Source organism: Geomicrobium sediminis, assembly GCF_016908595.1.
Lineage (GTDB): Bacteria > Bacillota > Bacilli > Bacillales > Marinococcaceae > Geomicrobium_A > Geomicrobium_A sediminis.
On the sequence record NZ_JAFBEC010000002.1, the window covers coordinates 139,738 to 164,171 of the forward strand.

Annotated in this window: 29 protein-coding genes and 1 other annotated feature; of the genes, 2 read left to right on the forward strand and 27 right to left on the reverse strand. The window is 41.5% G+C overall.

The features are described 5' to 3' along the window. Positions 1 to 206 precede the first annotated feature (206 nt). Positions 207 to 629: an organic hydroperoxide resistance protein gene (locus tag JOD17_RS03590; protein WP_204695746.1), complete on the reverse strand. Its 423-nt coding sequence runs from the start codon at positions 627 to 629 to the stop codon at positions 207 to 209. Between the two features lie 217 nt (positions 630 to 846). Between JOD17_RS03590 and JOD17_RS03595 the strand changes: the two genes are divergently transcribed. Continuing rightward, positions 847 to 1,320 carry a DUF4064 domain-containing protein gene (locus tag JOD17_RS03595; RefSeq protein ID WP_204695747.1) on the forward strand — a complete coding sequence of 158 codons (474 nt, stop codon included), beginning with the start codon at positions 847 to 849 and terminating at the stop codon, positions 1,318 to 1,320. A gap of 41 nt (positions 1,321 to 1,361) precedes the next feature. Here the strand turns inward: JOD17_RS03595 and JOD17_RS03600 are convergent, their stop codons facing one another. Together JOD17_RS03600 and JOD17_RS03605 are read right to left on the reverse strand one after the other, a co-directional pair. Further along, entirely contained in the window at positions 1,362 to 2,513 is a 1,152-nt protein-coding gene (locus JOD17_RS03600; protein WP_204695748.1) for an FtsW/RodA/SpoVE family cell cycle protein, read from the reverse strand. Positions 2,514 to 2,639: 126 nt separating this feature from the next. Further along, entirely contained in the window at positions 2,640 to 3,434 is a 795-nt protein-coding gene (locus JOD17_RS03605) for a polysaccharide deacetylase family protein (protein WP_204695749.1), read from the reverse strand. Positions 3,435 to 3,533: 99 nt separating this feature from the next. Between JOD17_RS03605 and JOD17_RS03610 the strand changes: the two genes are divergently transcribed. Beyond that, positions 3,534 to 3,869, forward strand: coding sequence for a hypothetical protein (locus JOD17_RS03610; protein WP_204695750.1), 336 nt, complete (start codon positions 3,534 to 3,536; stop codon positions 3,867 to 3,869). Here JOD17_RS03610 and JOD17_RS03615 read toward each other — a convergent pair. The 24 genes from JOD17_RS03615 to JOD17_RS03730 all read right to left on the reverse strand — a co-directional run bounded on the left by JOD17_RS03615 (position 3,848) and on the right by JOD17_RS03730 (position 24,416). Further along, complete coding sequence (locus tag JOD17_RS03615; protein WP_204695751.1) at positions 3,848 to 4,264, reverse strand: chemotaxis protein CheW; 417 nt, start codon at positions 4,262 to 4,264, stop codon at positions 3,848 to 3,850. The genes JOD17_RS03610 and JOD17_RS03615 overlap by 22 nt on opposite strands. 1 nt (position 4,265) lies before the next feature. Then, on the reverse strand, positions 4,266 to 6,245 hold the full coding sequence (locus JOD17_RS03620; protein WP_204695752.1) for a chemotaxis protein CheA: 1,980 nt from the start codon (positions 6,243 to 6,245) through the stop codon (positions 4,266 to 4,268). Between the two features lie 141 nt (positions 6,246 to 6,386). Then, positions 6,387 to 6,533, reverse strand: coding sequence for a YrzI family small protein (locus JOD17_RS03625; RefSeq protein WP_169961746.1), 147 nt, complete (start codon positions 6,531 to 6,533; stop codon positions 6,387 to 6,389). Positions 6,534 to 6,981: 448 nt separating this feature from the next. Next, positions 6,982 to 7,641 carry a phosphate signaling complex protein PhoU gene (gene phoU / locus JOD17_RS03630; RefSeq protein ID WP_204695753.1) on the reverse strand — a complete coding sequence of 220 codons (660 nt, stop codon included), beginning with the start codon at positions 7,639 to 7,641 and terminating at the stop codon, positions 6,982 to 6,984. 14 nt (positions 7,642 to 7,655) lie between these two features. Further along, positions 7,656 to 8,432 carry a phosphate ABC transporter ATP-binding protein PstB gene (gene pstB, locus JOD17_RS03635; protein ID WP_420827928.1) on the reverse strand — a complete coding sequence of 259 codons (777 nt, stop codon included), beginning with the start codon at positions 8,430 to 8,432 and terminating at the stop codon, positions 7,656 to 7,658. Between the two features lie 12 nt (positions 8,433 to 8,444). After that, positions 8,445 to 9,260 (reverse strand): phosphate ABC transporter ATP-binding protein PstB, encoded by an 816-nt coding sequence (gene pstB / locus JOD17_RS03640; RefSeq protein ID WP_204695755.1) that lies wholly within the window; start codon positions 9,258 to 9,260, stop codon positions 8,445 to 8,447. 21 nt (positions 9,261 to 9,281) lie between these two features. Continuing rightward, positions 9,282 to 10,169: a phosphate ABC transporter permease PstA gene (gene pstA, locus JOD17_RS03645; RefSeq protein WP_204695756.1), complete on the reverse strand. Its 888-nt coding sequence runs from the start codon at positions 10,167 to 10,169 to the stop codon at positions 9,282 to 9,284. After that, entirely contained in the window at positions 10,169 to 11,098 is a 930-nt protein-coding gene (gene pstC / locus JOD17_RS03650; protein WP_042419389.1) for a phosphate ABC transporter permease subunit PstC, read from the reverse strand. The genes pstA and pstC overlap by 1 nt, the downstream gene beginning before the upstream one ends. Before the next feature lie 43 nt (positions 11,099 to 11,141). Further along, entirely contained in the window at positions 11,142 to 12,080 is a 939-nt protein-coding gene (locus tag JOD17_RS03655) for a phosphate ABC transporter substrate-binding protein (RefSeq protein ID WP_204695757.1), read from the reverse strand. A 301-nt stretch (positions 12,081 to 12,381) separates the two neighbouring features. Then, positions 12,382 to 12,666, reverse strand: a complete 285-nt coding sequence (rpmA, locus tag JOD17_RS03660; protein ID WP_204695758.1) for a 50S ribosomal protein L27 — start codon at positions 12,664 to 12,666, stop codon at positions 12,382 to 12,384. Continuing rightward, complete coding sequence (locus tag JOD17_RS03665) at positions 12,660 to 13,019, reverse strand: ribosomal-processing cysteine protease Prp (protein ID WP_204695759.1); 360 nt, start codon at positions 13,017 to 13,019, stop codon at positions 12,660 to 12,662. The genes rpmA and JOD17_RS03665 overlap by 7 nt, the downstream gene beginning before the upstream one ends. A gap of 8 nt (positions 13,020 to 13,027) precedes the next feature. Then, positions 13,028 to 13,336 carry a 50S ribosomal protein L21 gene (gene rplU / locus JOD17_RS03670; protein WP_042419384.1) on the reverse strand — a complete coding sequence of 103 codons (309 nt, stop codon included), beginning with the start codon at positions 13,334 to 13,336 and terminating at the stop codon, positions 13,028 to 13,030. A gap of 12 nt (positions 13,337 to 13,348) precedes the next feature. Then, positions 13,349 to 13,425 (reverse strand) — a sequence feature (ribosomal protein L21 leader region). A gap of 44 nt (positions 13,426 to 13,469) precedes the next feature. Then, on the reverse strand, positions 13,470 to 14,327 hold the full coding sequence (locus JOD17_RS03675) for a M50 family metallopeptidase (RefSeq protein WP_204695760.1): 858 nt from the start codon (positions 14,325 to 14,327) through the stop codon (positions 13,470 to 13,472). Continuing rightward, a complete protein-coding gene (locus tag JOD17_RS03680; RefSeq protein WP_204695761.1) occupies positions 14,320 to 15,132 on the reverse strand; it encodes a M23 family metallopeptidase in 813 nt (270 codons plus the stop codon). Before JOD17_RS03680 ends, JOD17_RS03675 begins: the two co-directional genes overlap by 8 nt. 156 nt (positions 15,133 to 15,288) lie before the next feature. Further along, the gene (gene minD / locus JOD17_RS03685) at positions 15,289 to 16,095 is read right to left on the reverse strand and encodes a septum site-determining protein MinD (protein WP_204695762.1); all 807 of its coding nucleotides are present in this window, start codon (positions 16,093 to 16,095) and stop codon (positions 15,289 to 15,291) included. An 11-nt stretch (positions 16,096 to 16,106) separates the two neighbouring features. After that, positions 16,107 to 16,805 (reverse strand): septum site-determining protein MinC, encoded by a 699-nt coding sequence (gene minC / locus JOD17_RS03690; protein ID WP_042419379.1) that lies wholly within the window; start codon positions 16,803 to 16,805, stop codon positions 16,107 to 16,109. A gap of 63 nt (positions 16,806 to 16,868) precedes the next feature. After that, on the reverse strand, positions 16,869 to 17,393 hold the full coding sequence (gene mreD, locus JOD17_RS03695) for a rod shape-determining protein MreD (protein ID WP_042359551.1): 525 nt from the start codon (positions 17,391 to 17,393) through the stop codon (positions 16,869 to 16,871). Next, positions 17,393 to 18,307: a rod shape-determining protein MreC gene (gene mreC, locus JOD17_RS03700; RefSeq protein WP_204695763.1), complete on the reverse strand. Its 915-nt coding sequence runs from the start codon at positions 18,305 to 18,307 to the stop codon at positions 17,393 to 17,395. The genes mreD and mreC overlap by 1 nt, the downstream gene beginning before the upstream one ends. 149 nt (positions 18,308 to 18,456) lie before the next feature. Beyond that, complete coding sequence (locus tag JOD17_RS03705) at positions 18,457 to 19,494, reverse strand: rod shape-determining protein (protein ID WP_042419374.1); 1,038 nt, start codon at positions 19,492 to 19,494, stop codon at positions 18,457 to 18,459. Between the two features lie 309 nt (positions 19,495 to 19,803). Continuing rightward, positions 19,804 to 20,469, reverse strand: coding sequence for a RadC family protein (gene radC / locus JOD17_RS03710; protein WP_204696065.1), 666 nt, complete (start codon positions 20,467 to 20,469; stop codon positions 19,804 to 19,806). A 30-nt stretch (positions 20,470 to 20,499) separates the two neighbouring features. Beyond that, positions 20,500 to 21,081, reverse strand: coding sequence for a Maf family protein (locus tag JOD17_RS03715; RefSeq protein ID WP_204695764.1), 582 nt, complete (start codon positions 21,079 to 21,081; stop codon positions 20,500 to 20,502). A gap of 32 nt (positions 21,082 to 21,113) precedes the next feature. After that, positions 21,114 to 22,202: a hypothetical protein gene (locus JOD17_RS03720; protein ID WP_204695765.1), complete on the reverse strand. Its 1,089-nt coding sequence runs from the start codon at positions 22,200 to 22,202 to the stop codon at positions 21,114 to 21,116. Positions 22,203 to 22,312: 110 nt separating this feature from the next. Continuing rightward, positions 22,313 to 23,035 (reverse strand): prepilin peptidase, encoded by a 723-nt coding sequence (locus JOD17_RS03725; RefSeq protein WP_204695766.1) that lies wholly within the window; start codon positions 23,033 to 23,035, stop codon positions 22,313 to 22,315. A 100-nt stretch (positions 23,036 to 23,135) separates the two neighbouring features. Next, positions 23,136 to 24,416 carry a bifunctional folylpolyglutamate synthase/dihydrofolate synthase gene (locus tag JOD17_RS03730; protein ID WP_204695767.1) on the reverse strand — a complete coding sequence of 427 codons (1,281 nt, stop codon included), beginning with the start codon at positions 24,414 to 24,416 and terminating at the stop codon, positions 23,136 to 23,138. Positions 24,417 to 24,434 lie beyond the last annotated feature (18 nt).

Here is a 24,434-nt window from a genome sequence, read left to right on the forward strand (position 1 = left end):
AGAAATAAGAACCCCTCCCTTACAGAGCACTTCAATGAAATGCAGTGGGTTTGTACATATTTAGAATGTCTACTTTCGAACCTGTTTATACTTAAACTTATAATAACTGAAATCCCTTCATAAGTCATCGATACTAAAGTAGGATTCAGGTAAAAACAACGAAAAAAGTACAAGCAGACGTTGTCCACTTGTACTTTTTCGTTGATTTATTGAGCTTTAACGTGTAATGAAACATCGACATTGCCTCTTGTCGCTTTCGAATACGGGCAAAATTCATGAGCCTTTTCTACGAGTTCTTCGGCTTTCGATTGATCCACGCCTTTAATGGACACGTGCAAAGCAACGCCTAGTTGAAATCCACCATCATGTGGGTCTTTTAATAAGCTCACTTCAGCTTTCGTTTCAGATTCGATTTCTTCTTTGCTTTTACTAGCCATTAAATTTAAAGCACCATCAAAGCAAGACGCATAACCTGATGCGAACAATTGCTCAGGATTTGATGCATCACTTGGGATATCGTCACCTTTAGGCATCGACAACTGGACTTCAATTACACCGTTATCGGATTTAACTTGTCCTTCACGTCCACCTACTGCTGTTGCGCTCGTTGTAAATACTTTATCTGCCATCGTTAATTCGCCTCCGGTTAATGTGTTGTTAAACGCTGTTCTACTTTATATGTTTACGTTTACGCACATCCTTAAACCTCATATTACAAATTTGTTTAGTTTCTGCTTTTCGATTTATAAACATAGTATACTATTTGGATACATATGTTTTTACATGTATGGATTACGGGTATAGAAGATAGAATCTTTACCTCGAACATAAGAAAGGTGATGGAAGTTGAAACGAACAGGGGAAAAAATACTCAGTTGGATTGGTAACGTCATTAATATTTTAATGGTCATCGTATTAGGATTTGCAGCAATTAGTCTATCTAGCTTAGGTGGCGACTTTGAGCAGGAATTAATGAATGAACTTCAAAACGATCCAGCGGTTACTGGTGAAGACGCACAAATGGCTGCCGATATGCTCGGCATGATGGGCAGTACGTTTGTCGGAATTACATGGTTCGCAGTCATTGTTATGATTGTCGGAACTGTCCTTGGCATTATTGGAGCTATTAAGATTACGAATAACGCCAAAACAGCAGGTATTCTTTTACTCGTTGCAGGTGGCGGAATGTTACTACTCACACTCGGTACGACATTGATTCAGTCAGTATTATTAATCATTGCAGGAATTATGTGTTTAGCGCGCAAACCACGAGTTACTGTCAATAACGAGCCAGATCCAAATTCAAATCCACAACCATAAAGCCTAAAGAAAATCCCTTGACCGTCATCCGGTCAAGGGATTTATTTTTCCTCAAATACATAGCTTTTTGAATGATACCGAACACCGAGTACAATCCCGATCGCGAGCATTGAGCTAAGCAATGAACTACCACCATAACTCATGAACGGTAATGTAAACCCAGTAACTGGCAAAATACCAACATTCATCCCGATGTTTTGAAACACTTGAAACGTAAATAACGCAATGACTCCTGAGCATAAATACGTTCCAAAACTATGATGGGTACGAATCGCTGTCATCATAATCTGGTAGAAAAGAATAAAAAACATCGTAATGACGAGTGCAGACCCTAAAAAGCCTGTTTCTCGTCCGACAATCGAGAAAATAAAGTCCGTATGCGCCTCAGGAACGTAAACATTATGTTCATTATCTCCCGTTAACCCACCTGAACCGATAGCCGTCATTGCCTGAGCAACTTGATAGCCTTGATCTGGATTCTCTAATGGCCTTAACCAACCGTGAAAACGATTCACTTGATACGGTGCAATATGGTCGAAGAAATACGTCTGCACGAAATCCGGAAAGCGGAAATAAGCAATAACGAACGACGCACCAATAGCAGCTGGAATTCCGTATAGTAGGCCGAGGAGTTTATAACTCATTCCTGATACGAGCGTCAAACCGACAGTAATGGCGAGCATCATCATGACCATTCCCATATCTGGTTGCTGTTGCAACAACAGAATTGGTGGAAGAATAACGAGTCCCATTTTAGCTAGTAGCCACAGATCTGACTTTAATTCCTTCGGTGTCCATTCATTGTTATGTTTGTAAACGATCGCACTTAACGTTACGATGATGAAGACTTTCATAAATTCTGAGGGTTGCAAGTTAATAACTCGTAAGTTAAACCAACGCGTCGCTCCTTGTCGCTCAGGTGCTAGCCATTCTGGCGAGAGTGCGAGAACAATTAACAGAAATAAACCAAATCCATAAAAAACCCAGTGCAAGTTCAAATAATATTCAAAGTCAAAATGCATCACAACAATCGCTATCGCAAAAGCAACTACAAAAAAGATTGCTTGCATTACGACTGTCGTTGTATTACCTGAAGCCAAATAAATGTACAAGCAACTTAATACAGCAAAAATAAACAGAACGAACATCATATTGATGTCGTATTGCTTTTCGTAACTTTGATATGGTTTCATATCTTCATCCCCTGAAAACAACTTTCATTTCTACATCATACACGATTTAAAAGCGTCCGTATACGACCGATTTTCCCTATAATCACATGGAAAACCGAATACGTCACACGCATTCGGTTTAAACGATTATTTTGCTCGGTCAATATCAAGCATATCAGAAATGGTTACGAACTCATAGCCATCTGATTGTAGTTCAGGAATCAATATGTCTAACGCCTGTGCTGATGTAATCGTCTGATCCCAGTTGCCACCGTCATGCATGAGCACGATGCTACCAGGTGAAATCTCTTCTCTTAAGATCTCCACAATCTCTTCGGCTGGGATTTGTCGCCAATCATTAGAATCGGCATCCCAACCGATGGCAACATTGTCCAATGCGACGAGGCGTTCCATCAACTCGATGTTCAAACCTCCATATGGTGCACGGAAGAGGCGCGGGCGATAACCAACAATCTCATCAATAACTTCCTCGGTCTGAGTTAATTCCCAATCAAGTTGACCGATCAAATCATCGGACTCTTCATCATCCGTTAAATTCGGGTGCCAAAACGTATGTGATCCAATGTCGTGTCCTTGTTCATCGATCGTAGTTAGAAGCTCTGGGTACGCTTCTGCTCTTGATCCTAGCACGAAAAACGTTGCAGGGACGTCGTACTTTTCAAGCACTTCTAATACTTGCGTTGTATGTCTAGGATCAGGACCGTCATCGAATGTAAGGGCGATTTGCTGTGAACTCGGGTCGCCCATGTAGTAAAATGAATCAGGGAATGATTGTTTTAATTGGGTGAACGTTAACGGATCTGGATCTCTTTCATCTTCTTCGCTTCCTCCTTGTAATGGGGGAACATCATCTGTTTCCGCTAACGCAACGGAAGGAACGAATACTAAACATATCACTAATAACCAATGGATCGTCCGCACATCTCTTCTTCCTTTCACAAGATACTTTTTTATAGTCTTGTGATTTCATACCAATAATATGTACGATTTGGTAAAAAAAGAAAAAAAGGAGGACTTTTAATGGAAACGAGAGACCGATTATTTTTTTTAGTCGTATACATACTAGCAGCAATTACAATTACGCTTTATTACGTTCCTTTAGCGTCGATCTCACTCATACTCATCTCTGCACATCTAATCGCACTTTCACTCGTCGTCTACGTGTTATGGTTTAAGAAAATCTCGAACTTTTGGTTTTATAACAGCTGGGCAGCAACTGGACTTGTAATCATCCTTACACTCATTATCGTTGATGAGTATTATCTCGTTATTTTTGTCCTCTTCATCATCTGGTTAACAACGTTTGGCATCGATATTCTTTTCCGAAAACCACTCTATGAACGAAATAACGATTGATAATCAAAAATCGTATACCATTGTTCATGGATGTACATGACGCCACAGCTATATTGACGATTCTCTTCTTGTTCATTAGCTTCAAGCGCTTGATGATACAACTGATCTTCAATTGTAAACACATTACTCGTTTGATCGACGATAAAGCCTAACGGATCGTTTTGATCTTCAATTAAAACGATTCGAGTATCTTTCGTATACGCATTCGTTTCCTCTGACTGATTCCCTCTCACATCAACGATTGTTGTCATCAATCCTCGGACGTTGATCACTCCAATAACGCCTTCTGGCGCATTAGGTACTCTCGTTATATCTTGAATCTTTTCAACTGAGTGGATGGCTAACACATCAACAACGTATTGTTCTCCACCCATTATAAATTGCAGCAACTTCACCTTATCGACCTCTTTCTTCAAGCAATTGCGCAGCATCAATAATGAAAGCAATCGTACCATTACCTAAGATTGTCGCTCCACTAATGCCTCGTACAGTGGATAATCGTTTTCCGAGTGGCTTAATGACAACATCTTGTTGACCGATAAATTGATCAACGGCGATTGCAGCTGCTTTTTTATCATGCTTAACGATCAGATAAGACGTAAATGTATCTTCGAAATGGACTTCTTCAGCAGCCGTCGGTCGTACAGGAACTTGAAACGCTTCTTTTAGCTCAATGACGGGTATGATTTGTCCGCGATATTGCAACATTACTTGTCCTTGCATTACGACCTTGTCTTCATGTGGTGCAATAGCGGTCTCAATGAGCTGAGAAGTCGGAATTCCATAGATCTCCTCTTCACACTGAATGAGTAGTACGTCCATAATCGATAACGTTAATGGCAATTGAATAGAAAACGTAGAACCTTTGCCTTCTTCACTTTGAATGATAATTTTACCGCCTAGTTGTTCAAAGGTCTGTTTCACAACATCTAAACCTACACCACGTCCTGAGACATCTGTTACTTCTTTAGCAGTACTAAATCCAGGTGCAAACAACAATTGAAATAAATCAAAATCAGAACGAGAAGCTGCATCACTTTCACTAATTAAGTTGTTTTCAATCGCTTTTTTCATGACACGTTCTCGATTAATTCCAGCACCGTCATCACTAATATCAATATAGACGTGATTTCCTCGATGATACGCCTCAAGCGTGACGCGGCCTTTCTCAGGTTTATCGACTTGCTTTCTCACGTCCGGTGTCTCAATGCCATGATCAATCGCATTTCTTAATAAATGAACGAGCGGATCACCAATTTCATCAATAATCGAACGGTCTAGTTCAGTATCTTGGCCGGAAATATCAATGACGACGTCTTTCCCTAATTCCTTCGATAACTTTCGAATCATGCTCGGAAAACGGTTAAACACGCGCTCCACGGTCATCATTCGCATCGATAAAATCACTTCTTGTAATTGTGAAGATGTACGTTTGATCCGATCTACGCTACTCGTTAAATCTGGATGGTCGATTGTATGTGCCACTTGTTCGAGCTGTCCACGCTCAATTACAAACTCCTCAAACAAATTCATTAATAGCTCCATACGATCCGTATTGATTCGAACAGTCTTTGTGAGTTCTACCTTTTCTTCTTGCTTCTTTTCTTTTTGACTGCTACGCGCTTCTTTTTGTTGCGTCTTCCCCAGTTGTACAGGTTGAATGGAAACATGCTCAATTTCAGAAATTCGCTCCACTTCGTTTTGCAACGCTCCAGCTGCAGTATCCGTCACATAGACGAGCGTAATTGACTGATCGAATTGATCGTTTTCAATATCTTCAGCACTCGGGATCGATTTTACCATTTCGCCGTATTCATCAAGCTTTTGGACGACCATGAAAGCACGAACAGCTTTAAGCACTGCGCTCGCTTCAAACGTTACCGTAATTTCATAGACGTTCAGCCCCGTCGTAACTGCCTGTTCAATAACCGTTCTCTCAAATGGAAAATAATCAATCTCCATAGAAGCCACAGCCGCGGATTCCATTGAAGATGTTGGATGCTTTGTCATTTGTTCTAACTGCAAGACGATTGTTGAGACGTCGCGATCATTTTCTTCTCCTCGTTCAATATCGCGAACCATTTCTTCTAAAGCATCCGCTGCTTGAAATAACACATCGATCATTGCTGGCTGCAACGATAGTTCTTCTTTGCGTAAACCGTCAAGAACATTCTCCATCGTGTGGGTGAGCTCAGTAATCGTTTTATATTCCATCGTCGCTGCCATACCTTTTAACGTATGCGCAGAGCGGAAGATCTCTTCAATATGTAGCATAACCTCTTCTTCTTGCTCAAGTGCCAATAAATGCTGTTGCACATTTTGTAAATGTTCAAAGCTTTCTTCTATAAATAAATGTAAATATTCATGTTGAGCCATCCCGTTCACCTCATTGCGCTAATTACTACTTAGTTCTTATATCGGTTTACCTAAACGATAGTTGATAGATAAACGTTATTCGCATTCTTTTCTCACGAAAAGAGCTCCAGATGAACAACGGTGTTCATCTGGAGCTCTTTCTTACATAAAGTATCGGCGATAAATCTGATCTTTATGTTGTTGGAACTGCTCTTCAATTTTCTGTTCTCTGTAAGCACGTTTTGTTTCGTCTTCTGAGTAGAAGCGTCGCTTAATTGTTACAGTAATGAGTAATAAATGAAAGCGCATCGTTAACTCCGCCTCCTCTCAACGTTCGTTTTCTACGGCGATCTGTCCTCATTTGTTTTGCCCATTGTCAGTTTGATAAAGCTCTTTGTCATCGGGTGGTTCCTCCTTTCAAGTCATATGTTATTGTATATGAAGACGTTCAAATGAACGTTTCACACGAAAGTGAGTGTACGCTTCGACATACATTTTTAGAAGCAAAATGAACACAAAAAGACCTCACAACATTTCTGCGTGAGGTCACAGCATACGTAATCAATGGTATTAAACGTACTAAGCGATTAGCACATACTACGATTGAACGGATTCCACACACATAGCAACTTGCTTATTCAATTGTTGATTGTTCTTCATTAGCGTTGTCATGTGTGCTCACCCTTTCATTATTTTCTGAATTTATTATATTCCAGAACGCTCTAGTTGTAAAGCCTTTTTGCTTTACACCACATTTTTACACAATTGTCGGACGATTCAAATCAAAGTGTATACCTTTTTTCACGTACATCACTTGCTCGGCAATGTTCGTGCAATGGTCTCCAATGCGTTCCAATGATCGAGCAATGTAAGCAAGTTGGATCACTGCACGTTCATCATGACCATTTAAGATAAACTCACGAATCGCTCTGCCATACAAATCATCTACTACGACGTCGCTCTGCTCAATTCGCATAACTCTTTCAAGATCGAGGTCATGGAAGGCTTCCATCGCTTCTTCTGCCATCGCAATACAATATTCACCCATTTCAAGCAAAATGCCTTTTTCATAGGCACTAAAATGAAACGGTGCGCGATGTAAATTAGACTTGGCGATTTCTACAGATAAATCACCAAGTCGTTCATAGTCAGCGGTCACTTTCATCATTGCTGTTAACGTACGTAAATCAGTAGCAACTGGTTGTTGCGTGACGAGTACTTCTACAATTGCATCATTTATTGAAAGTTCATATTGATTAATTGTCGCATCTTGTTCAATCACTTGCTTGGAACGCTCCATGTCTTCATCATCAATCGCAATTAACGTTGACTTTAAAGACTGAAGCGATTCCATTCCCATCTGATGCAACTCACGGTGCAAATGTGCAACTTTCTCAGCTAACATTGATCTTTGCATATCATTCTCTCCTTTTACCCGAAACGGCCAGTAATGTAATCTTCCGTTTGCTGGGACTTTGGATTTTGAAATAACGCGTCTGTACGATTAAATTCAATGAGCTCACCCATAAGGAAAAAAGCGGTGGAATCCGATATTCTAGCTGCTTGTTCCATTTGATGTGTGACGAGTACGACCGTGTATTTCTCCTTTAATTTGAGAATGAGTTCTTCTACTGCAATTGTAGAAAGAGGATCTAGTGCAGATGTCGGTTCATCCATAAGCAAAATATCGGGTGATGTCGCAAGTGCCCGAGCGATACATAGCCTCTGTTGTTGTCCACCTGAGAGTCCAAGTGCAGATTCGTGTAAGCGATCCTTTACTTCATCAAACAAATACGCATCTCGTAGTGTTTGCTCAACGATTTCAGGGATGTCTTTTTTCTTCACACCATGAATCTTTGGTCCAAAAGCGACATTTTCATAAATCGACTTCGGGAATGGCTTCGGCTTTTGGAACACCATGCCCACCTTTTGACGCAACTCTAGTGGATCGACATTTTCTTGAATCATATTCTTCCCGTTCCATTCAATCGTACCGCTCCACGTAGCGTTTGATGTTGTGCGTACCATACCGTTTAAAGCTTTCAAAAATGTAGACTTCCCGCAACCAGAAGGACCAATTAACGCAGTCACTTCGTTCTTCTCAATCGTTAAATCAATCCCGTGAATGACTTGATGATCTCCATATGAAATACGTAAATCTTCAATTCGATAAGCGAAGTCTTGTAACGTTCCTGTTGTCATTGCAATTCCCCCTGGATTTTAGCCAAAACGACCAGAAATATAATCTTCACTACGCTTTTCTTTCGGGCTTTGGAAAAATGTCTTCGTATCACTAAACTCGACAATTTCTCCTTGATAAAAGAACGCCGTATCGTCAGCGACTCGTGCCGCTTGCTGTAAGTTGTGTGTCACGAGCACAATCGTGTACTTTTCTTTTAGCTTTAAGAGAAGTTCTTCAATCTTTGCCGTTGCAATGGGGTCCAATGCTGACGCTGGTTCATCAAGCAGAAGAACGGATGGTTGAATCGCGAGTGTACGAGCAATACAAAGTCGTTGTTGCTGACCACCAGACAAACTTAGAGCAGATTCATGTAGACGGTCTTTCACTTCATCCCATAAACCGACTTGCTTTAAATACGTTTCTGCGTATTCTTCTCGTTTCGCTTTTGACTTAAGGCCATGTTCTTTTAACGGAAGCGTTACATTTTTTAAGATTGAATTTGGAAAAGGGTTTGGACGCTGAAACACCATTCCAATTTCTTTACGCAGAGCAACCGGATCAATATTGGCATCTAATAAATTTACGTCATCATAAAGAATGTTTCCTTCAGCCTTAAAACCTTTAATGCCGTCATTCATTCGGTTGATTGAACGAAGAAACGTTGATTTCCCACAACCAGAAGGGCCGATTAATGCGGTAATACTATGGCGCTTAATCGGCATGGATACATTCTTAACCGCTTGTTTCGGGCCGTAGAAAATCGAAAGGTCCGTAACGTCTAGACATAGGTCCACCTCTTGTTGCTCTTGTGTCCACTGCTGTTCAACTAACTCACGTTCCAATACCGCTTGCATGACTTTTCCTCCTTTAAAGGCTTATTTTGCCGTTAACTTCTTATGAAGCCAGCTTCCAAATACCCGAGCACTAATGTTAAAGATGAGAATGACGGTTACTAAAACTGCCGCACCACCATCAGCAACATCTCTTAAGTCGGGGATAATTCCTTCTGAGTTTACTTTCCAAATGTGAACCGATAACGTTTCAGCTGGTCGCATAATGTTAAGTGGCGAATCTGAAGCAAATGGGTTCAAGTTTCCAAAATCTAGCTTCGGTGTCGTCATCCCCGCACTGTATAAAAGTGCTGCAGCTTCCCCGAATACGAGACCACATGAAAGGATAATACCTGTTAAGATTGACGGAAATGCACTCGGTAAAAGTACCGTTGTGATCGTGCGCCAGTGTGTATAGCCTAGCGCTAACCCACCTTCTTTTAATTCAAGGGGAACGGCTCGCAAAGCATTTTCACACGTACGAATCATAATTGGTAAGTTGAAGATGGTTAATGTCAACGCACCTGCCAGGATGCTATACCCCATTCCCGTTGCATTAACGAAAATGAGTAAACCAAACATTCCGAGTACGATCGACGGTAACGATGCTAACGTTTCAATACAGATACGAATAAATGCCGTAATGCGATTGTCTTTTGCATATTCGGCCATATAAATTCCACCTGCTAAACCGAGTGGAATTGTGAAAATCATCGTCCAAAGCAAGATATAGAAGGAATTGAACAGTTGATCTTGAATTCCCCCGCCTGCTCTAAATGAACTTGACTTTGACGTTAAGAAGTCCCAGTTTACTTGTTGAATTCCAAGTGATAATACGTAACCGAGTAACGCGGTTAAAATAATGACGATGATGGCAGCAAACATTGTCAGTACAACGGTCGCAGTTTTGTCTGCTAGCTTTCTACGCTGCATTACACTTTCCTCCTTGAAGCCAGATACCGAACAGTTAAGACGAGGATATAAGACATCACCATGAGCAATAATCCAAGCGTCCAAAGCACATTGTTCTCTGCACTTCCAAACGTTGTATGGCCCATGTTCAGCGTGATAATCGTCGTCATCGTTGCTGCTGGATCTAATAGTGAGTCAGGTATAATTCGTGTGTTTCCGATTACCATCTGAATCGCCAGTGCTTCACCGATGGCACGAGCCATCCCTAGAATGACTGCGGTGAGTAGTCCTGGGATCGCCGCTGGTAGTAAGACACGACGAATTGTTTGCCATCTCGTAGCTCCAAGAGCGTAAGAGGAATCTCTAAGACCGTCTGGTAAGCTTTTAAGGCTATCTGCAGATAATGTTGTAACCGTCGGAAGAATCATGACCGATACAACAACAACCCCAGCGACTAAACTATATCCAGAGCCACCAAACGTATCACGAATCCACGGAACGAGTACGGTCAAGCCAATATAGCCGTACACGACCGATGGAATTCCTACGAGTATTTCTATTACCGGTTGTAAAATACGCTTACCCCAACGTGGAGCAATCTCAGTCATAAATATTGCCGTACCAATTCCTAAAGGTGCAACGATAATGGCAGACAATAAGGTTACCGCGAGGGAACCGAAGATAAATGCTAATGCTCCATAACTCGGGTCAGCGCCTGAAGGATTCCAGTTTGCTGATGTGAAAAATTCTAAAGGATTAATGCCACTTACAAAGAACGATTGCAACCCGCGCTGAGTTAGAAAGAATGTAACTGCGAGGGTTGCAACAATCGTTATCGTTGCTGCTGTATAAACGATAATTTTACCTTTACGTTCTGATTGACGCTTTTGCCCTTTTCGCTGGGTGAGTAATCGCTCACTTGCTCGCCCCTGATCCATACGATATACCACCTGTTCTAATCAGAATTTCTACCTTAACCCCATTGCTTGACCTTTACTCTACAGGCGTTTCGTTGCCTTCAGCATCCCGTTCAACTTGCATTTCAGTTACAGAAATGTAACCTTGCTCAGGGATTAACGTGCTTTGAATCTCTTCTGAAAGAAGGTAATCTAAAAATTCCTTAACGAGACCGTCTGGCTCACCATTTGTATAAGAGTGTTGGTACGCCCAAATTGGGAACTCTCCAGCTTGAACATTTTCTGCATTTGGCTCTACACCATCAATACTTAATGCTGCGACACTGTCGTCAATATGAGAGAAGGCAAGATAACCGATTGCACCTTCAGTATCTGCAACGATTTGACGAACGGTGTTTGAAGAGTCTTCCGTGATTCCTTCAGCAGGTTCAGCGCCTTCTAATGCATAATCAACGAACGTCGCTCTCGTACCTGATGAATCTGGGCGGTTTACGAGTGTAATATCAACGTCTTCTCCACCAACTTCAGACCAGTTTGTTACTTCTCCAGTCCATACATCAATCAGTTCATCTTGCGTTAAATCGTCAACACCCACTCCTGGGTTCGCAACAGCTCCCATACCAACGACTGCTACTCGGTGATCAACAAGGTCTTCATGTGGGATGTTATCTTCTTCTTCAGCAAATAAATCCGAATTTCCAATATCAACTTGTCCTTGAGAAACTTGACTTAGTCCTGCTCCAGAGCCACCCGCTTGCACTTGGATGTCTGCTTCTGTATTTACTTCTCCCATGTAAATCTCAGCAGCTGCTCCAATGAGTGGTTGCATTGCGCTTGACCCTGCAAGTGTTACTGTACCGCTAGTAGCTGCACTTGCTTCTGAATCTGTCTCAGAGTCGTTACCTCCGCTTGCTGCTTCATCAACCGTTTCATTACTTTCTTCGTCACCGTTACATGCGACAAGTGCAAATGTTAGCATAAGTCCTGAGAATGCAAATAGAGCTTTCTTTTTCATCGTTTCTCTTCCCCCTACAAGGCTTATTGATCTTTACAGCCTCTACTATAGCGATTGGATGTTGAGGAGAAATGGATGATATGTAAAAAAACATTAAAGCTTTGTAAAGGTCATTCCGGGTTTCAGGCAATTTATCGTTCTTTCCTCTATGTAGCAACACTTCAATTGTTAATGAACAAAGAATATCTAGTTCAGCAACGACCAAAGCTAGGACAAGAATTTAGAAATATAGCAAACCATCATATTAAACTTCTCCATAAAACAAAAAAAAGAACCCCATTAAGGAGTTCTTTTTAAGTGCTTATGCTTCTTTAGGATAAACACTTACTTGCTTTTTCTTTTTACCAAGACGCTCGAATCTAACAACGCCGTCGATTTTAGCGAAGAGTGTATCGTCTCCACCTTTACCAACGTTCGTTCCTGGGTAGATCTTTGTTCCGCGTTGACGAACAAGGATTGAGCCGCCTGATACGTGTTGGCCATCGCCACGCTTTGTACCAAGGCGTTTTGAAATGGAATCACGACCGTTCTTCGTGCTCCCTACCCCTTTTTTCTGAGCGAAAAATTGTAGGTTCATGTTTAGCATATGTCTGCACCTCCCACGATTTCCGTAACATTTATAAAGTCCCCGTACGCAGCTTCGATATCTTTAAGCGCAATGACCATGCCTTCAAGAAGAAGTTGTCCATCTTCAAACGTTCGTCCTGACCAAGTCGATGGAACAGTTGCATAAATGTAGCCACCTTCATCACCTGCCGTCTTAACGTCCAATGGGGTGTCACATAGCGTTGCAATGGAATTAACGGCTCCAATTGCTACAGCAGAGACACCAGCACAAACGATATCTTCACCGTATTCGGCTGCGTTCGCATGACCACTTAATTCAAACGAGACTACTGTACGATCTTTATGATTTCGATGAATCGTTAATTCAATCATCGTTCTACTTAGACAGTGATGCTGTCAATCTTAACTTTCGTGTAAGGTTGACGGTGTCCTTGCTTACGACGATATCCTTTACGACGCTTAAACTTGTAGATCATAACCTTCTTGTTTTTACCTTGCTTCTCAACAGTTCCAGTTACTTTCGCGCCTTCAACGTAAGGAGCTCCTACTTTCGTGTCGTCTCCACCTACAAAAATAACACGGTCAAACGATACTGTTTCACCAGCGTCTTCAATAAGCTTCTCGATGAAGATCGTTTGACCTTCTTCTACCTTGATTTGCTTTCCGCCTGTTTCAATAATTGCGTACATGTACTGCACCTCCCGATTTCTAAGACTCGCCATCCAAGGTGTTCAGCAAATGTGAACTTCGTACCCCTTCTGTGCGGTTGTAGTTTGGGGGTTCCAAACAACATAAAAATGTTACCATACCCATGAGTTGCTGTCAATCATCATAAGGGGTAATGATCCCTTCTCCAATCGACATTTCACTCCGATAATCATTGTACCAATAGCGCAACAGAACGTGCTCTTCAATTTGTATTCCTTTTTCTTTTATCATGTAAATCGTTTGCTTTTCTTTATAGAGTCGTTTTAGCGCTTCTTGAATCGGCATGCTTTGAGAAACGTAACGAACGATTTGACCTTTTGGTGAACGTTGTTTTCGTACTCGTTCCAATAAAAAACGTTGATAACCAAACGGTTGTTGCTTCCACTCTAACACGTTTGCTAGTAGCAAGAAGCTAAGTACGAACCACAACTGTAAATGCAACGGAAAATAAATCACTGTTACGCTAGCACATACGATTAAAAAACTTAAAGACAAGTAAAGCGACTGTTTCAATGCGAGTCGATACGGTGAGAATTTCGCAAGCGCTAATTGCATCATGCGTCCACCATCAAGAGGTAAAATCGGCAATAAATTGAACAACAAAATCGTAAGGTTGTGCAAAATAAAAAGCGAATGATCCGCATAGGACCAAAACGGTAAATAAGAGTAGGCAAAGTAAGAAAGCAGCATTAGATGTAAATGCTGCACTGGTCCAGAAAGGGTGACGATGAACTCTTCGCGGAACGGCCGATTGCCATATTCTTCGGTTTCTAATACGCCCCCAAACGGTAGCAATTCCACTTTTACAATCCGCCATCCAAAATACTTTGCAGCGAGCGCATGACCGAGTTCATGACAGAAAATGATGCTAAAGAGCATGATTAATTCACGAAAATAACCCGTAGCCACCCCAAGACCAATAACGACCCAAAACAGTGGGTGTATGCGAATCCGTTTGAAAACATCAATCAAATGTCATCACTTCACTCGGGTCAATAAACTCATCATCACTACGTAACCCGAACATAAACTGGCCACCGCCGTTATCGCTTGATACGGTTCCGATGGAGTCTCCAACCGCAACGTGATCATAAACATGGACATCAATCGTCTGTAGAGAGCCGTACATCGCTTCTGTACCGTCTTCATGCTGGATGACGATCGTTTGACCGAACCCTTCATTCTCACCTGCCCGTATAACGACACCAGGCCTCACCGCTGTGACTGCTGCATTTTCCATCGTTTCAACAACAATGGCTTGCCCATTTTCAGAAAAGGTTTCCGTTACTTGAATTTCACCTGCCGCTGGCATTGCATATCCATCGAATGAAGGCTCTTCATTTGTTACGTTCGGGTTTGCAGGAAGAAGTGCGAGCGGGTGACCAAATTGTTCTTCATACCATGAAGATACTGCCGCAAATTGAAACTCATCTTGATAGAGCGATAAAGCCGTTTGTTTCGTTTCGTTAAGTGAAGGGTGGTCGGCTTGAACAACAATCGCTGTAATTAAAAACAACCCGAGTGCTGCTACCCATTGAATAAAAAAACGTTGCTTTACCTTCTCTTTTTTCTTCTGTTTCGCTTCTGAAATTTCTTCATTGCGCCACATATAAAACTCAGGTTCGTGCTCATTCATCTCTTCACGACTCGGATAATACGAATAAAGCGGTAACTCTTTTTCATTATTTTTTTTAGGTTCTTGTGCTTTTTGAACCGTTGTTTCTTTTTTTCTTTTCTTTTCTGCCTCTTTTCGAATTCGATCTAATTGATCACCCATGTCTTACCTCCATTCCTAACGCTTGTACATTTAATTAAACGTATGAAGGATGGAAGCTAGATATGTTAACTGATGGGGCAAATCCTTGAATTTAATGACTCTAATTGAAAACAACCATAAAAAAATCTGCTGAGAATAGTTCCCAGCAGACAAAATTTATGAGTTCGCTCGTAAGCCAAACAGTGATTTTATTTTTGCAAAGAAGCCTAACTTTTGTTGTTGTGACAACAAAGGCACAGACTCTCCAAGAATTCTTCTTGCGATGTTTCGGTACGCAAGAGAAGCAGAAGTATTTGGAGTAGTTGCTACAGGTTCACCACGGTGAGAAGCCTTCAAAACATTCTCATCCTCAAAAACAACACCTAATAAATCCAATGAGAGTGTATCTACAACATCATCAACATCGAGTAGATCTTCACTTTCATTTGTTTTAGAAGCTTTACGAACCCGGTTGACGATAAGCATCGGCTTATCTAATTCTTGTTCAACAAGGCCAGTTACTCGGTCTGCATCTCGAACAGAAGGAATATCTGGTGTTGTGACAACGATCGCTCGATCTGCACCGGCAATGGCATTGCGAAACCCTTGTTCGATCCCTGCAGGGCAATCAATAATTAAATAATCGTAATCTGGCTTTAATTCATCTACGACTTGTTTCATTTGCTCTGGTGTGACCGATGATTTGTCTTTCGTTTGTGCAGCTGGCAACAAATGCAAGCAATTAAACCGCTTATCACGAATTAACGCTTGTCGCACCTCACATTTCCCTTCCAGCACATCCACAAGGTCATAAATAATACGATTCTCAAGCCCCATCACAACATCTAAATTACGTAGTCCAATATCTGTGTCGAGGAGGCACACTTGTTTTCCTTGTAGTGCCAATGCTGTTCCAATATTTGCTGACGTTGTTGTTTTGCCAACGCCGCCTTTCCCGGATGTTATAACAATTGCTTCTCCCACAGCATATCCTCCTAATCCATTTCATTTTTGCGATCACGTCTAAAAGCAGCAAGTCCGCTCATTGCGTGAAAAACAATGTCTTCTTCTTGATGTTCGATACACGCGTACTTCGGTTCGGTTTTCTTCATTTCTATTGAACGCTCTGCACGTGTGGCTTCGGTAAGATACAACCGATCGGCAATCGTAATTTGAGACGGCACCATCACAGATGCCGCTACGATCGCGTTTTCATTGCCATCAATACCCGCTCTTGCAATTCCTTTTAATGCACCTAAAACGTAAACGTCTCCTGCAGCTTCTACAGCTCCACCAGGATTCACATCTCCAAGGATTAGCAAGTCACCTTTCACCCTAAGTACTTGTCCAGAGCGTACGAGTCGAGTAAATGTCGTTAATTCTTGTTGTTCTTGTTGCTTTTTAGCTTCTTTTTTTGTCATCACTTCGCTAATTAGCTCATCAACAACAATCGCTCCGGACTCTTCAATGATTTGTTGGATTTCACGCTGCTGCTCTTGTTCTAAGTATCGCTTACCTAAATGAACACGCACCGATACATCTTTATTAGGATCGAAAGCGGAATGGTTTTCCGTCAATTTCGATTTGAGTTCAGTAATCATCGCATCATAACCGCATTGATCATTCAGGTGTATGATGATTCCGTCCTTCGTTCCTTTTATCGTTACGTTTTGCTTTTGAACGCTTGTTTTCACCGTCTCACCCCGACCTAGTTTCCATTAGACTACAGAGTTCATCCGTAACTAATTCAACATTTATTATACGTTCTCCTGCTGACGATCGCGATCTTCGAGCATTAAGAAGAATTTACGAAGTGGGAGTATGAGTAATATCCCAAACGCCCCATTTAAAACAACTGAGGGCAGTAAACGGGTTGCAGCAAACTCTTCAAATGTCACTTGAGCAATTCCAGTCCACGTGTACATAAGATAGATTAATGATTCTAACGACGCCACAGCCACAACAACAATGAGCAATACGACAAATGGTCTTGATTGGACTGCACGAAAATTAAACCCTGCCATATAGCCAACGAGTGCATACGAAAACGTGTAAATACCAATGACCGTTGAATAAACGACATCTTGAAACAGCCCAAGACCCATTCCATAAAAGATCCCCGAACGTGAGCCACGATAGATCGAGATTAAAATGACCGTGACGAACGCAAATCGTGGCACCCAATGTAAATCTTGTTCCGTAGACGGCGGGAAGAAGACTTGAAACCAAGTTCCTTCAATGATGAAGAAGAATGCCACAAAAGCAGGAAGCAAGTAACGCATTAATCGTCACTCCCTTCGCTTTCATCTTCTTCCTCTTCTTGTTGTAGAAACTCTTCTTGAATCCCTTCAATATTATCAACATTACGTTCAATCACTAGGACGTGATTCAAGTGGAAAAAGTCCGCAGACGGCTCGATGTACGCATTTTGTGTTAACCCGTATTCATCGACTTGAACGTCTACAATCTCACCAATCGGTAAGTCAGCAGGAAAGAGACCACCAAGCCCAGAAGTACTAACAAACTGTCCTGGCTCTAATTCATTTTCAGAGTCTACTTTTTGTAAAACGAGAAGATCTTGGTCCACGTCCCAACCTTCAATAAAACCGACAGCCGGGTCGCCTTCTTCCGAGCTCACTTTAGCAGACACCCGATTTGTTCGCTCTCCATCACTCAATAGTTGAACTTGTGATGTGAACGCACTCGTATACTGAACTCTACCAATCAAACCTTCTTCGGTTATGACCGCCATGTCCGTTTCGACACCGTGTTGCGTCCCTCGGTTAATACCAATTGTTTCTGTCCATCGATCTGGCTGACGATCAATGACAAGTGCTGGAATCGTATCAAATGAACTTAAACTTTCCATGCCTTCATAAAGGCTTGTTAAACTATTGTTCTCTTCGCGTAATCCATCTACTTCAGAACGTAACATCGCATAGTCATTCAATTGACCCTTTAGTCGTTCATTTTCTTCATGAACGTTTAAGATATTAACAAAATCATCATAAATATCCCGAACAAAATAAGCCGGACGTTGAAACACAGATTGTACAACACCAACAGAATCACGCATGATTTGTTCAGGAATGGTCGCCTGCTCACGTTCTCTCATCGTAAGACCAACTAAAATAACGAGAATAATGATGCCGACCATAAGTAAAATTAATCGTTTGTTAGAAAAAAAATGGGGCATGCAAGACACCTTCTACTCTCGCAACTAGAGCAAACCCATGCTCCGTTCACTATAGTAACTGTTTCAATCAATCCTGAATAGACGTAGACATCCGCCGATGTGACGAATGTCTCAGTCTTAGAAATGCATTACCAATTGCGTTACTCGTTTTATTTACGGTTAGAACGAGCTGTAATCCCTGCTCTTGATCTGAACAAGTGCAAATTCTCAAGTGCTCGACCTGTTCCAAGTGCTACGCAATCCAATGGTTCTTCTGCCACTAGGACTGGCATGTTTGTCTCTTCACCAAGACGCTTATCTAGGCCTTCTAAAAGCGCCCCGCCTCCTGTGAGTACAATTCCACGGTCCATAATGTCTGCCGCAAGCTCAGGTGGCGTACGTTCTAGTGTTGATTTAACAGTCTCAATAATTGTTGTAATTGTATCTTCTAATGCTTGTGCTACTTCATCTGCATCAATTGAGATCGTTTTTGGAAGTCCAGTAACAAGGTCACGACCGCGAATATCCATTGACTCCATCTCTTCTTGCTTTTCAGCAGAACCGATTTCCATCTTAAGTGCTTCAGCCGTACGCTCTCCAATCATCAGGTTGTATGATTTCTTAATGTATTGGATGATCGACTCATCCATCTCATCACCTGCAACACGGATTGATTGGCTCGTAACAATACCGCCTAAAGAAATAATGGCAACTTCAGTCGTACCTCCACCGATGTCTACAACCATACTACCTGTTGGTTCCCAAACAGGTAAGTCCGCACCAATTGCTGCTGCAAACGGCTCTTCAATAGTATAAGCTTCACGAGCACCTGCTTGTTTTGTCGCATCTTCAACGGCACGCTTTTCAACCGCCGTAATTCCAGATGGCACACATACCATGACATTTGGTTTACGAGTAAAGATTGAACGATTCTTTTGTGCTTGTCGAATGAAATATTTCATCATCGTTGCTGTTGTATCAAAATCAGCAATTACACCGTCTTTCATCGGACGAATTGCGACAATATTCCCAGGCGTACGACCGATCATATTCTTTGCGTCGTTTCCTACCGCTTCAATTTGTTGATTGTCCGATCTTGTTGCCACAACCGAAGGTTCTCGGACGACAACCCCTTTTCCTTTTACGTATACGAGCGTATTTGCAGTTCCTAAGTCAATGCCTAAATCCTTTGAAAAACCACCAAACATCTATGTATCTCCCTTCATTACCTTCACTATACTTAATCGTTTTTTATTTTCAGTTCGTTACATTTTCACTAAAAAAGCACTTCAACGCGAAGCAAAGCAATTAATCTATCTAAATTTCCCTTACTTATTATACGCAACTTTACTCTAAAAACATAGTTGAAAAAATTGCTTTCGCAAATTTCCTCAATTCGTCACAAACATTGTCATTATGCAAGGTCATTTACAGGACTTTTGCAACTTTGTTTGCGAATACTTTTTCTATCGTAACAAATAACCCGCCCTTTTCGATAGCAAAAAGGGCGGGTTATATTAGATAACTTCCAATTCACGTAAACTTACGTATTTATGATCACCAATGACGATGTGATCAAGGAATTCAATTCCTAACAATTGACCACATTCAAACAGTCGCCTTGTGACAGCTTTATCTTCTTCACTCGGCTCAGGGTCGCCGGAAGGATGATTGTGTAGGGCAATGACCGATGCAGCAGAGCGGCGAATCGCTTCTTTAAACACTTCTCTAGGGTGAACGATGCTGCTATTAAGTGAGCCAATGAACAACGTCTGTTTGTGAATGACTTGATTTTTCGTATTTAAGTAGATGGCAACGAAATGCTCTTGCTTTAAAAACCGCAAATCTTCCATCACAAGATCTACAGCGTCATTTGGACTACTAATAATCGCACGACTTTTGTCACTTGTCGTATGAATTCGTTTACTAAGTTCTAATACTGCACGGATTTCAATCGCTTTAACCCGACCGATTCCTTTGATCGCTTGTAACTCTTCCAAAGTCGCTTCTTTCAATGGTAACAATCCACCAAATGCCGTTAAGATTCTTTGACTAAGTTCTATTACTGACTCTTGTCGACTGCCTGTTCTAAGGAGGATTGCTAACAACTCTACGTTCGAAAGCTTATCAGCACCTTCTAATAATAAGCGCTCACGAGGGCGCTCGTCATTTGGCATGTTCATGATAGGAAGATGCAACACAACACCTCTTTTTTACTCGTCTTGTGCCCACGTTGGTACAACGCCAAACGTTTGTAGTTCCTTGTATACACGTGAAAGCGGGAGTCCTACTACGTTATAATAATCGCCTTCAATTCGATCAATGAACAACGCGGCATATCCATTTATTCCATAGGCCCCAGCTTTATCGTAAGGTTCTTTCGTATTCGTGTAATGGTTTACTTCTACTTCTGTTAATGGTTTGAAATGCACAATCGTCTCCACACTAAATTGCACATGTGTTATGAAGCTTCCAATGTATACACCTGTCACAACACGGTGTGTACTTCCTGACAATGTGCGCAACATTTGTTTTGCTTCTTCTTTCGTTCTTGGTTTCCCGAGCATTTTGCCACCATCAACAATCGTATCAGCAGTCAGAATCACTTCGTTTTCTTTTAACGCATCTCGCTGGGCAACAGCTTTTTCTTTCGCTAACCGAACAGCATTTTCGTTTGAAGAAGATGTATCATCAAAACACTCTTTTACACTACGCGTACGGATCTCAAATTCGTAGCCCATTTCTTCAAGCAATTGAATTCTTCTTGGTGACTTCGAGGCAAGAATTAACTTCATCTTGTACTCCTTTTTCTTTCTATTATCTCAGCTTAAAGACTCGAAAGCCATCCATCGAAATTCACGACCGTTTGCATCCAAGCATCTTCTTGCTCCGTATTATCAAGTGCGCCTGTTAACGATTCGTAAAGCGCGGTGCCTTCTTCACTGGATTGAAGTACAGATTTTGATTGTTCTGTCATTGAAGAATTAATCTCCGAACTTGTTAATGCTTGTTCAATAATTTGCTTTACTTCTTCTGCTGCTTGTTGTTCTTCTTCTTCTGCATTTGCGCTTTGAAGATCGAGCGACTTTACAAAAACATCAAGTCCGTCAGCTTCAAACGTTGGTAAATATTCTTCTGCCGCTTGTCCAGAAGCTGCGACCGCTACATATAAAAACACATGTTCACTTGATGCTGGGGCATGTAGCACACTTGAATAGCCTTCACTTTCAAGTTGTTGTTGTGAACTTTGTCCCGCTTCAGCTGTTGAAAACGCACCAGCTTGTACGACATCAACCGATAGTTGAACGTCTTGATCACTGACTGATTGCTCCGTTGCTTGCACAGGAGCTGACTCTTCTTCGTTACTTAACATCCATTGTTCTGCCGAATCTGTCGGCGAAGAAGTTGTCACAACTTGCAAAAGCGGCAACCCAAACAGAGAACCGATGGCGAGCGCTAATACAATCAATCCTGTCATCTTAATATGTTGAAAAGGAATCGTCATTTTGTTCCTTTTCTTCGGGAAATTGAATTTCCTTTTTTTATGAAAAGGTAAGCCTGGTGCTTTTTTCATTGACACCGTGTCGTAATGATTCCCTTCTAGTTGTTCCCATTCTTTTCTCTTCTCTTGAACGTTTATCGTCTCGTTGTGCAAGGCACTCTGATCTTCTACTACAGCTTCTTCTTTGTTTTGACCGTCCGTTTTATTTGCTTCTTTACTGTCTGTTTCTAATGTTACTTCATTGTTTGTTTCTGTTGCTTCTTCATAGCCATCTTGATGTTCCTGCACGTCTTTTTGTTGTACTTTTTCTACTTCATTTGTTTCTTCTTGACTGTGTTCTCTCTCTTTTGAAGTTCGTTGATCGTCATTATTTTGTGGAAATTTGAATGTCATGCGATTGTTTTCTCGTTCCAAGTGACATTCCCCCATGTCGGTAATAGAATAGGCTTACCGTATCATAGGTGAAAATCAAACGTTGATGATTCCTGTCAGTCGCTTTGATTGTTTTGTCGACATGATTAGCGTTAATAACCTAAAAACAACCCTTGAATAGAAACCGTAAGTAAAGTTGCTAGTGCAATCCAAGGTGCAAAAGGAAAGGGTGTTTTCCGCTTTTTAATGACGAGCACCCCATATATCGAGCCGAACAACGTTGCTAGCATGAACATGAACAGAAAATGGGTACTACCGAGTGCAATCGCAAGCACCGTAAACAACTTCACATCCCCACCACCGATTCCTCCATTAGAAAGGACCATGATTACCCACAAACCGACAAATACGAGGAAGGCTAATATAAATGGATCTCCGAAAAACGGAAAAGGGTCCAGCAAGCTTCGATGTAAAAGAAAATAACAGAAGAATAGGAGTAAAATCTGATTAGGTATCATCATTTTGTAAAGATCTGTTACGGTAACAAGAATACAAAGTGAGAAGAGAAGTAATAGAAACATAAAGTGAGGAAGTGATTGTTGAAGAACAAACGCAAGGACAAACAAAATCGCGGTCGTACATTCAATGAGGGGATAGCGGATTGAAATGATCGCTTTGCATTGTGTACATTTCCCACGTTGCCATACATAGGAAACTAGCGGAATTAACTCATTCCACCGAAGAGTGTGCAAACAATGGCGACAATGAGATCTTGGGGTGATGATCGACTCGTCGTTTGGAACCCTTGTTGCAACAACTGTAAAGAATGAACCAAATACTAATCCAACTACGAATAAAACGAAGACAACGACCAAAGCCTCTAACCTTTCTTTCTGTAAACAACCTAAGCATACACCACTTATAAATAAAAATTCGCCGTCGAAGAAAAAATCCCTTCTTATTCGACGGCGAATTTCAGAAAAAAGCTCGGACTTCAGAAATTAAAAACAACGAGCCGACAACAACGATCACATCTTGATCAGCTGCTTCTCGTAACATTTCTTGAACAGCTTTATGGTTATTCATTTCCGCACGGGCATCAAACGGCACTTGTTTAATGATCACTTCGGGATCCATTGCCCTCACATGATTAAAAGACGTAAACGTCACCGATGCAGGCTGTAACGCAATTAGTGGCTCCAGCATTTGTTGAATGTCTTTCTCTATGGTCATAGCTATGATCAAATGAAGCTTACGACCTTGAACGCTCGTTTGTAAAAACGACGATAAGCGTTCAATCCCTTCCGGATTGTGCGCACCGTCTAGCAATACTCTAGGATTCGAGTGGACTAATTCTAAGCGACCTGGCCAAAACGCAAGTTCTAATCCTTTACGAATCTTATCTTCTTTCACGAGATAATTGAATGATGTGAGCTCTTCTACAATTCGAATTGCAAGAAGTGCATTATCGACTTGATGAGTCCCGCGCATACGAATGGTAAGCTCTGAATACGTCGACTGCTTCGTGATGACGCTAAATGTTGATCCTTCTTCATCTAGCTTGGCAATGTGTACATTCAACTCATCGTGAACAATGGTGATCGGAGCCTTTTTTTCTTGAGCTATTCTTCGAATAACACGAAGTGCTTCATCGTTTGCAACGGTTGTTACGATTGGAACGTTTTGTTTAATAATGCCAGCCTTCTCAAACGCAATATCCTCAATCGTATTGCCTAAGATGTGCATATGATCTTGTCCGACATTTGTGATGGCTGAGACGAGCGGATGAATGACGTTCGTTGAATCAAGTCGCCCTCCAAGTCCAACTTCAAAGATCACCAGATCAAGCTCCTTAACATTCGCAAAATGAACCATCGCAATAAGCGTCAAAATCTCAAATTCCGTTGCCGGACCGTAAGGATGATTTACTCGCTCAAGTGCTTCTCTTACTGAAGTCGCAGCAACTGTAAACTCTTCTTCAGAAATGGGGGTTCCGTTTATGCTAATTCGCTCTTCAAATTGGACAACGTAAGGGGACGTGAATGTCCCCACGTTGTATCCAGCTTGTTGCATGATTTGGCGCACATACGTAACAGTCGATCCTTTCCCGTTCGTACCACCAATATGAATGCTATTGACGGCACGTTCGGGATGCCCGAGATGTTCAAGCACTGCCTCAATTCGTTCAAGACCTGGTTTTATTCCGTAATTGCGATGACTCAAGAGCCATGCCATGGCCTCTGAAAAATTGTTCATGAACACATTGACTCCTTT

Bases quoted from the DNA above. Each gene is read 5' to 3' on its own strand.
- rpmA (WP_204695758.1), bottom strand. From the start codon at position 12,666: ATGCTAAACATGAACCTACAATTTTTCGCTCAGAAAAAAGGGGTAGGG.
- mreD (WP_042359551.1), bottom strand. From the start codon at position 17,393: ATGCGTTACTTGCTTCCTGCTTTTGTGGCATTCTTCTTCATCATTGAA.
- pstA (WP_204695756.1), bottom strand. From the start codon at position 10,169: ATGCAGCGTAGAAAGCTAGCAGACAAAACTGCGACCGTTGTACTGACA.
- JOD17_RS03715 (WP_204695764.1), bottom strand. From the start codon at position 21,081: ATGAAGTTAATTCTTGCCTCGAAGTCACCAAGAAGAATTCAATTGCTT.
- JOD17_RS03625 (WP_169961746.1), bottom strand. From the start codon at position 6,533: ATGCGCTTTCATTTATTACTCATTACTGTAACAATTAAGCGACGCTTC.
- JOD17_RS03665 (WP_204695759.1), bottom strand. From the start codon at position 13,019: ATGATTGAATTAACGATTCATCGAAATCATAAAGATCGTACAGTAGTC.
- JOD17_RS03730 (WP_204695767.1), bottom strand. From the start codon at position 24,416: ATGAACAATTTTTCAGAGGCCATGGCATGGCTCTTGAGTCATCGCAAT.
- JOD17_RS03610 (WP_204695750.1), top strand. From the start codon at position 3,534: ATGGAAACGAGAGACCGATTATTTTTTTTAGTCGTATACATACTAGCA.
- pstB (WP_204695755.1), bottom strand. From the start codon at position 9,260: ATGCAAGCGGTATTGGAACGTGAGTTAGTTGAACAGCAGTGGACACAA.
- JOD17_RS03590 (WP_204695746.1), bottom strand. From the start codon at position 629: ATGGCAGATAAAGTATTTACAACGAGCGCAACAGCAGTAGGTGGACGT.
- rplU (WP_042419384.1), bottom strand. From the start codon at position 13,336: ATGTACGCAATTATTGAAACAGGCGGAAAGCAAATCAAGGTAGAAGAA.
- phoU (WP_204695753.1), bottom strand. From the start codon at position 7,641: ATGCAAAGATCAATGTTAGCTGAGAAAGTTGCACATTTGCACCGTGAG.
- JOD17_RS03680 (WP_204695761.1), bottom strand. From the start codon at position 15,132: ATGGGTGATCAATTAGATCGAATTCGAAAAGAGGCAGAAAAGAAAAGA.
- radC (WP_204696065.1), bottom strand. From the start codon at position 20,469: ATGAACATGCCAAATGACGAGCGCCCTCGTGAGCGCTTATTATTAGAA.
- mreC (WP_204695763.1), bottom strand. From the start codon at position 18,307: ATGCCCCATTTTTTTTCTAACAAACGATTAATTTTACTTATGGTCGGC.
- JOD17_RS03655 (WP_204695757.1), bottom strand. From the start codon at position 12,080: ATGAAAAAGAAAGCTCTATTTGCATTCTCAGGACTTATGCTAACATTT.
- JOD17_RS03620 (WP_204695752.1), bottom strand. From the start codon at position 6,245: ATGGCTCAACATGAATATTTACATTTATTTATAGAAGAAAGCTTTGAA.
- JOD17_RS03600 (WP_204695748.1), bottom strand. From the start codon at position 2,513: ATGAAACCATATCAAAGTTACGAAAAGCAATACGACATCAATATGATG.
- JOD17_RS03705 (WP_042419374.1), bottom strand. From the start codon at position 19,494: ATGTTTGGTGGTTTTTCAAAGGATTTAGGCATTGACTTAGGAACTGCA.